7 protein-coding genes and 1 pseudogene are annotated in these 6,601 nt (G+C 67.5%); 2 read left to right on the top strand and 6 right to left on the bottom strand.

Annotation, left to right across the window (positions count from 1 at the left end; all coding sequences use genetic code 11):
• Positions 1–536 (top strand): annotated as a pseudogene (locus QOI01_RS06095) (alpha-(1-2)-phosphatidylinositol mannosyltransferase); the annotation flags it as partial.
• On the opposite strand, the gene QOI01_RS06090 reads toward QOI01_RS06095, so the two are convergent.
• The 5 genes from QOI01_RS06090 to QOI01_RS06070 all read right to left on the bottom strand — a co-directional run bounded on the left by QOI01_RS06090 (position 533) and on the right by QOI01_RS06070 (position 3,934).
• Entirely contained in the window at positions 533–1,261 is a 729-nt protein-coding gene (locus tag QOI01_RS06090; protein ID WP_526379288.1) for a lysophospholipid acyltransferase family protein, read from the bottom strand. The pseudogene QOI01_RS06095 and the gene QOI01_RS06090 sit on opposite strands and share 4 nt — an antisense overlap.
• 59 nt (positions 1,262–1,320) lie before the next feature.
• On the bottom strand, positions 1,321–1,743 hold the full coding sequence (locus QOI01_RS06085; protein ID WP_526379287.1) for a hypothetical protein: 423 nt from the start codon (positions 1,741–1,743) through the stop codon (positions 1,321–1,323).
• Positions 1,740–3,017 carry an ArsA family ATPase gene (locus tag QOI01_RS06080; RefSeq protein WP_526379286.1) on the bottom strand — a complete coding sequence of 426 codons (1,278 nt, stop codon included), beginning with the start codon at positions 3,015–3,017 and terminating at the stop codon, positions 1,740–1,742. Before QOI01_RS06080 ends, QOI01_RS06085 begins: the two co-directional genes overlap by 4 nt.
• Before the next feature lie 7 nt (positions 3,018–3,024).
• Positions 3,025–3,462: an SRPBCC family protein gene (locus QOI01_RS06075; RefSeq protein WP_526379285.1), complete on the bottom strand. Its 438-nt coding sequence runs from the start codon at positions 3,460–3,462 to the stop codon at positions 3,025–3,027.
• Between the two features lie 82 nt (positions 3,463–3,544).
• Positions 3,545–3,934, bottom strand: coding sequence for a polyketide cyclase / dehydrase and lipid transport (locus QOI01_RS06070; protein ID WP_526379284.1), 390 nt, complete (start codon positions 3,932–3,934; stop codon positions 3,545–3,547).
• A gap of 101 nt (positions 3,935–4,035) precedes the next feature.
• Here QOI01_RS06070 and QOI01_RS06065 point away from each other — a divergent pair, with 101 nt between their 5' ends.
• Positions 4,036–5,880, top strand: a complete 1,845-nt coding sequence (locus QOI01_RS06065) for an AMP-dependent synthetase/ligase (protein ID WP_526379283.1) — start codon at positions 4,036–4,038, stop codon at positions 5,878–5,880.
• On the opposite strand, the gene QOI01_RS06060 is transcribed toward QOI01_RS06065, so the two are convergent.
• A partial coding sequence (locus QOI01_RS06060; protein ID WP_526379282.1) for a glycosyltransferase family 4 protein occupies positions 5,877–6,601 on the bottom strand: 725 nt, incomplete at its 5' end. The genes QOI01_RS06065 and QOI01_RS06060 overlap by 4 nt on opposite strands.

The raw sequence follows: 6,601 nt of genomic DNA, 5'->3' as shown, positions 1-6,601 counted from the left end.
TCGGCACCGCCACCTATCTCACCAACCAGAACATCGCAGGCACCCTCGCCCGCCTCGGTATCGGTGAGGCCCCGCGGTTCGTGATCTGGCTGGTCGCCTGCTTCGCCGTCCTGGGACTTACGGTGTGGGCGGTTCGCCGCGTCCTGCGCCCTGCCGCGCTCCGCGCAGGTGATCAATCGGTGCTGGCGCTGGTGTGCGTCGCGATGTTCGGTCTCGTCGTCTCGCCGGTGTCGTGGTCGCACCATTGGGTGTGGGCGCTTCCCGCCGTCCTGGTGACGGCCGTGCTCACCTACCGGTACCGCAGTGTCGCCATGGGCATCATCAGCGCTGTCGGCATCGCATTGATGGTGCTGGCGCCGATCCATTTGATGACCGAGCACCGGGAGACCTCGGCGTCGCTGTGGCGCCAACTGATCGGCGGCTCCTACGTCTGGTGGGCCATCGCGCTGATCATCGTCGCGGGCGCGGTCACCCTGCGAGAGAGCGACGACACGCTACGGAGGTTCGACGCCACGCCGGCCCACGCGGTTACCTAGCCGGCGGCGGCAGTGGGGAAGCGGGCTGGCGGCTTGCCGCCCGAGCCACCTTCGGCGCTGACCTTGACGTCGGCGGCATACAGGTCGACGTACTCCTGGTCCGCCAATTGCATCAGCTCGTACATCACCTCGTCGATGACGGCCCGCTCGATGAAGCGGTTGCCTGCCAGACCCTCGAAACGGGTGAAGTCCAAGGGCTTGCCGAAGCGAACCTCGACACGACCGAAGTGCCACATCTTGGAACCGGGCGGGTTGACGATGTCGGTGCCCACCATCGCAACCGGGATGACCGGAACGCCGGTCTCCAGCGCGAGACGCGCCATCCCCGTCTTGCCCTTGTAGAGGCGGCCGTCGGGCGAACGGGTGCCCTCGGGGTACATCCCGAGCACCTTGCCCTCGCCGAGGATGCGCTCCGCGGTGGTGAGCGCACCCTGCGCGGCGTCGGCGTCGGTGCGGTCGATGGATACCTGACCGGCCGCGGTGTAGAACCAGCGGGTGAACCAGCCCTTGAGGCCGGTGCCGGTGAAGTACTCGGCCTTCGCCAGGTAGGTGATCCGTCGGTTCACAACCAGGCATAGGTAGAAACTGTCGGCGACGGCGAGGTGGTTACTGGCGAGGATGACCGCCCCGGAGCTCGGAACATGCTCCAGCCCTTGCACTTTCGGGCGGCCGAGCAATGACAGCAGCGGTCCCATGAAGATGTACTTGAACAGCCAATACCACATCGAGCCTCCCGCGGCGGGCACCCGGACGGCGCCCTGCGATAACTGTACCCAGTTGCCGCTCACTCCTCGACGGTGACGGGGATGTGCTGATAGCGGCCGGGTCCGGATGGCGGCGGATCGCCGTCGTGTCGGGGGCCGGCGGGTCCGGACGGATCCGTGGGTGGCTCGGGTTTGGCCTGTCCCCCCTGGTCGGTGTCCATAGCGGCGGCCATCGCTCGGACGACCGCCAGCAGGGCCACGCTGTGCTCGGCGATCACGGTCAGCAACGGATGCTGTTCCCCGGTCACCAACGCAGCCAGGGCGCACACCGGACACCACACCTGCTGGCATCTGCTCTCGCCGCCTGAGGTGGCACGCGCGGCGGCCAGCCTGACGGCAGGGTCGAGCCGGTCCAGGATGGACTGCGCCAACTGCCGCAGCTCTGGAGCTATGTCTGAGTGTCGCCGGCCAGCGGCTCCGGCGTCGGTGTGGAACTCACTCACGCCGGCCACACCTCCGGATTCGGTCGAAAACGCACGGTCAGTTCGCCACCGCGCAGTTGCGCGTCCACCACGATGCATCGCCGCAGGACGGACGCCAACCGAACGCGGCGACGCGTACCTCCGGCGCCGATGATCAGATCGTCGTCGACCCTGCCCAGCGTCAACGCCCGAGGATCGACCTGCGGCAACTGTAGCCGCATCCGATACACCGCATCGAGCCCGGATCCGGATTCGCGGTCGACCACGGGACGCACCGGCGCCGGGGGCGCCGACCCGTCGCGGCGCCGTGCGCTCTCGAGCAGCTCGGCGAGCGCCTTGGGGCCGACCGGCTCCCCGGCCAGGTGCGGGACGAGCACCAGATTGACGTCGCCGATCGTCGTGTCGAGCTCGTCGAGGACGATCCGCTGCTCGGCGATCCGCTCGGTGTACCAGTCGAACGCGGGATGTTCGGGCAGGTTCCGGTACTCGAACGAGTCGTCCTGCACCAGAATCTGATTCACGATGAGTTCGGCGACGGATACTCCCATCAGGGCCAGGGAGCCCAGCGTGCGGGCCGCTTCGGACGCCACCACCCGCTCGGGGGTGAGCACCAGGTGGGCGCTCACGCGGGAGGAGTCGGTGAGCAGCTCCCCAAGCCGATCGGTGGCCGCGGCAACCCGTTCCAGTAGCTCGACTATGCCCGCCGATCCGGCGTCGCCCGCAGCCAGGGAGAGCCTGCGGTGCCGTGGCCAGGCCCTTTCGAGGTAGAGGCCGAAGGTGGCGGGCAGCGTGAGCATGCGCATGGCGTCTGCCGTCGACGCGCAGTCGACGACGACGTGATCCCATCGACCCGAGGCCGCGAGCTCGGCGACCTCGTCGAGGCCGAGCACCTCCTGAATCCCGGGCAATGCCGAAAGTTCCTCTGGAGCAATGTTTCCGAGATCAGACTCCGGGAAGCGGCCGGCCAGTACACCTGCGACCTGACGCCATCGCTGCTCCAACAGCGCCAGCGTGTCAAGGGCCAGGGCGTCGAGGGAGCCTCCGGTCCCCGCCTCCGGTCCGGCGTCCAGGTCGGCGAGCACCCTGGTCGGATTGCGCTCCCCCGTCGGGACCACGCTCACGCCAAGTACGTCGCCCGTGGAATGGGCTTGATCGGTGGACACGACGAGCACCCGCAGTCCCTTGCGCGCATCGCGCACCGCAGTGGCCGTCGCCAACGTGGACTTGCCTACCCCACCCTTGCCGACGAAGAGGCTGATCCTGGCGCTGGTGACCGCCGAAGGTCCGTCCGCCACGCCGCGCTCAGTCAGCCTCGACTCGTTTCTTGAGATCCTTCAGTGCCGTGTCGGTGAGCCTGCGTTCCGCCTTGCGCTTCAGCAGTCCGATCATCGGAATGACCAGGTCGACGGCCAACTCGTAGGTGACGTCGGTGCCAGAACCCTTGGGCGACAGAAGATATGCACCGTCGAGTGCCTTGAGCAGCGAACTGGAAACCAGTGACCACCTCACCGAAGTGTGGTCGGGTGCCCAGGTGTAGGACAACACCATGGTGTCCTTGAGCACGGCGGCGTCGAGCACCAGTCGTGCGGTCTTCGGATACCCCTCGTCGTCGGTCTCGAGGACCTCGGTCTCCTTGTACTCGGCGACCCAGTCCGGGTACGAGCCGATGTCGGCGATGACGTCCATCACCGTCGATGGGACGGCGTCGATGAAGATCGTCTGCGCAGTCTTGTCCGCCACGTGTTCACTTCCCCGGGTCGCTAATGCGCTAGTGGACTCGCGTCCTTCCGCTCAAAATGTACCCTCAGGGGCCAACCACACGTCACGCCAGCCGGGCCACCCCGACCTTGCGGGACTCCTCCATTTTCTGCTTCACCTCGAAGGCCATCCGCTTGCCCGCCACCCTGCGGTGGTGGTTGGCCTTGGCAAAGTTCATTCTGGCCAGCTCCCAGGCCGCCGCTCCAGATGGCTCGGCGTGCAGGAAGTAGTGCAGGATCACGCCGTCGAACGAGGTCTCGAGCCAGATCTCCATGGTGCCGGCGAGCGCTCCGGTGACGGTCCAGCGCTGCCCCGCCGGACCCCGGTCCTCGACCACGACCAGCCGCAGGTCGGGCCACCAACGTCGCCAACTGGTGGGATCGGCGATCGCCTTGCCCACGTCGGCCGGATCTGCGCAGACGAACGTCTCGTCGGCGACCTGAATACTGTTCATCGCTGAGTAGCTTCACACATGCGCCCCCGTGGCTCTTCGGCGGCCGACTAGGCTGGAACGGCGGAATTCCTCAGGTACCCCCCGTCCGAAAGGGCCAAATCGTGCGCGAGTTCAGTGTTGCCGCCTCCTTCACCGTCAGCGAGCACGACACCGTCGTCAGCTCCGTGTTCTCCCACGAGGCAGACGATCCCGACCACGTGATCGTCCAGCGCCTCGTCGAGGGGTCATGGACGGACGTGACGTGCGCGCAGGTCGCGGACGAAGTCCGTTCGGCAGCTTTGGGTTTGATCGCCGAGGGCGTCCAGCCCGGCGACCGTGTCGCGATCCTGTCCGCCACCCGCTACGAGTGGGCGATCCTCGACTTCGCGATTCTGTCCATCGGCGCGGTCACCGTCCCGATCTACGAGACCAGCTCGGCCGAGCAGGTGCGGTTCGTGCTGTCCGACTCGGGCGCAGTCGTGGCGTTCGCCGAGACCGACGAACACGCCAAGAAGATCGAGCAGCTGTCCGAAGAGCTGCCTGAGCTGCGCCTGGTCCTGCGCATCGACGGGACGGGTCCGTCCGCTTTCGACCAGCTGGCCGAGAGGGGCAAGGCCACCGACCCCGCGGAAGTCCAGGCCCGGCTGGCGGCCATCAAGTCGGCCGACGTCGCGACGCTCGTCTATACCTCGGGCACCACCGGCCGGCCCAAGGGTTGCCAGCTGACGCACTCGAACCTGCTACACGAGATGCGCGGCGCCAAGGCGTGTTTCCCGGCCCTGCTGGACAAGGGCGAGAAGCTGCTCGTCTTCCTGCCGCTGGCCCACGTGCTGGCCCGCGCCATCACGATTGCGGCGTTCAGCAACAAGGTGACCCTGGGGTTCACCAGCGACGTCAAGAACCTGGTGCCCACGTTGGGGGTGTTCAAGCCGACGTTGGTGGTCTCCGTGCCGCGGGTCTTCGAGAAGGTCTACAACACCGCCGAGCAGAATGCCCACGACGGCGGCAAGGACAAGATCTTCGCCGCGGCCGCGAACACCGCGATCGAGTGGAGCATGGCGCAGGAAGCCGGCGGACAGGCGCGAAGCGACACGGGGAAGAAGTCGGGCAAGCCCGGCCTGCTGCTCAACCTCAAGCACGCGCTGTTCGACCGACTGGTCTACGGCAAGTTGCGGGCGGCCCTCGGCGGCAACTGCCACGCCGCCATCTCCGGCGGCGCCCCGCTGGGCGCACGGCTCGGGCACTTCTACCGGGGCGTCGGCCTCACCATCTACGAGGGCTACGGACTGACCGAGACCAGCGCGGCGATCACCGTGAACCGGGTCGGCGACGTGAAGGTCGGATCGGTCGGAAAGCTGTTGCCGGGCAACAGTATGCGCATTGACGACGACACCGAGCTGCTCGTCTCGGGCGGGGTGGTGTTCAGCGGCTACTGGCACAACGAGACGGAGACCGAGGCGGTGTTCTCCAACGGCTGGTTCCACACGGGCGACCTCGGAGCGATCGACGAGAACGGTTTCCTGACCATCGTCGGCCGCAAGAAGGAGATCATCGTGACCGCAGGCGGCAAGAACGTCGCCCCGGCGCTGCTCGAGGACAGGCTGCGCGCGCACCCGTTGATCAGCCAGGCGATGGTCGTCGGTGACGCGCAACCGTTCATCGCTGCCCTGATCACGATCGACCCCGAGGCATTCCCTGGATGGAAACAGCGCAACGGCAAGGACGCGTCGGCCGCGGTGGGCGACCTTGCCGAGGATCCCGACCTGCTCGCCGAGGTCGATCTGGCGGTCAAGGAGGCCAATCAGGCGGTGTCGCACGCGGAGTCGATCCGCAAGTTCCGGATCCTGCCGGTCGACTTCACCGAGGACACGGGTGAGCTGACGCCGACGTTGAAGGTCAAGCGCAAGGTCGTCGCCGAGAAGTTCGGCAGCGACATCGACGCGCTGTATGCGAAGTCCGGGGGCTAGCCGGTCAGGAGTTCCGACAGGCGCTCGGCCTTGGTGCGCCACTGCCAGTTGTCGACGACCCACTCGCGGCCCGCTGCACCCATCGCCGCGGCTCGGTCCGGGTCGGCCAGAAGGTCTCCGACGGCGGCGGCGATCGCGCCGACGTCACAGCCGTCGACCACCAACCCGGTCTCGCCGTCGAGAACCGATTCCGGTGCGCCGCCGGATCGGCCCGCGATCACCGGCACACCCGTCGCCGACGCCTCCAGATAGACGATGCCAAGACCTTCGACGTCGAGTCCGGACCCGCGGGTACGGCACGGCATCGCAAAGACGTCGGCCATCGCGTGGTGCGCAGGCAGTTCGTCGGCCGGCACTCCGTCGGTGAAGGTCACGTGCTCGACGACGCCGAAACCGTGTGCGAGACGGTGCAGTTTGTCTCGGTAGGGCCCGCCGCCGACGATGACGAGGGCCGCTCCCTGGACGCGCTGACGGATGGCGGGCAGTGCGCGGATCAGCATGTCCTGACCCTTGCGGGGCACCAGCCGGGACACGCAGACGACGACGGGGCGGGTGCCAAGGCGGTAGCGGGCGCGCAACTCGGCCCTGGCCACCGAGTCGGGCTCGAAACGGTCCGTGTCGACACCTGGGGCCAGGTGCTCCAGCGCGGCGTCAGGCCCGAATGCGGCAGCGAAGCGGCCGCGGGTGTACTGGCTGATGAAGGTCACGACGTCGGTGTCGT

The sequence above is a fragment of the Mycobacterium sp. genome, assembly GCF_032162605.1.
GTDB lineage: Bacteria > Actinomycetota > Actinomycetes > Mycobacteriales > Mycobacteriaceae > Mycobacterium.
This window is presented reverse-complemented; position numbering and strand designations above follow the sequence as displayed.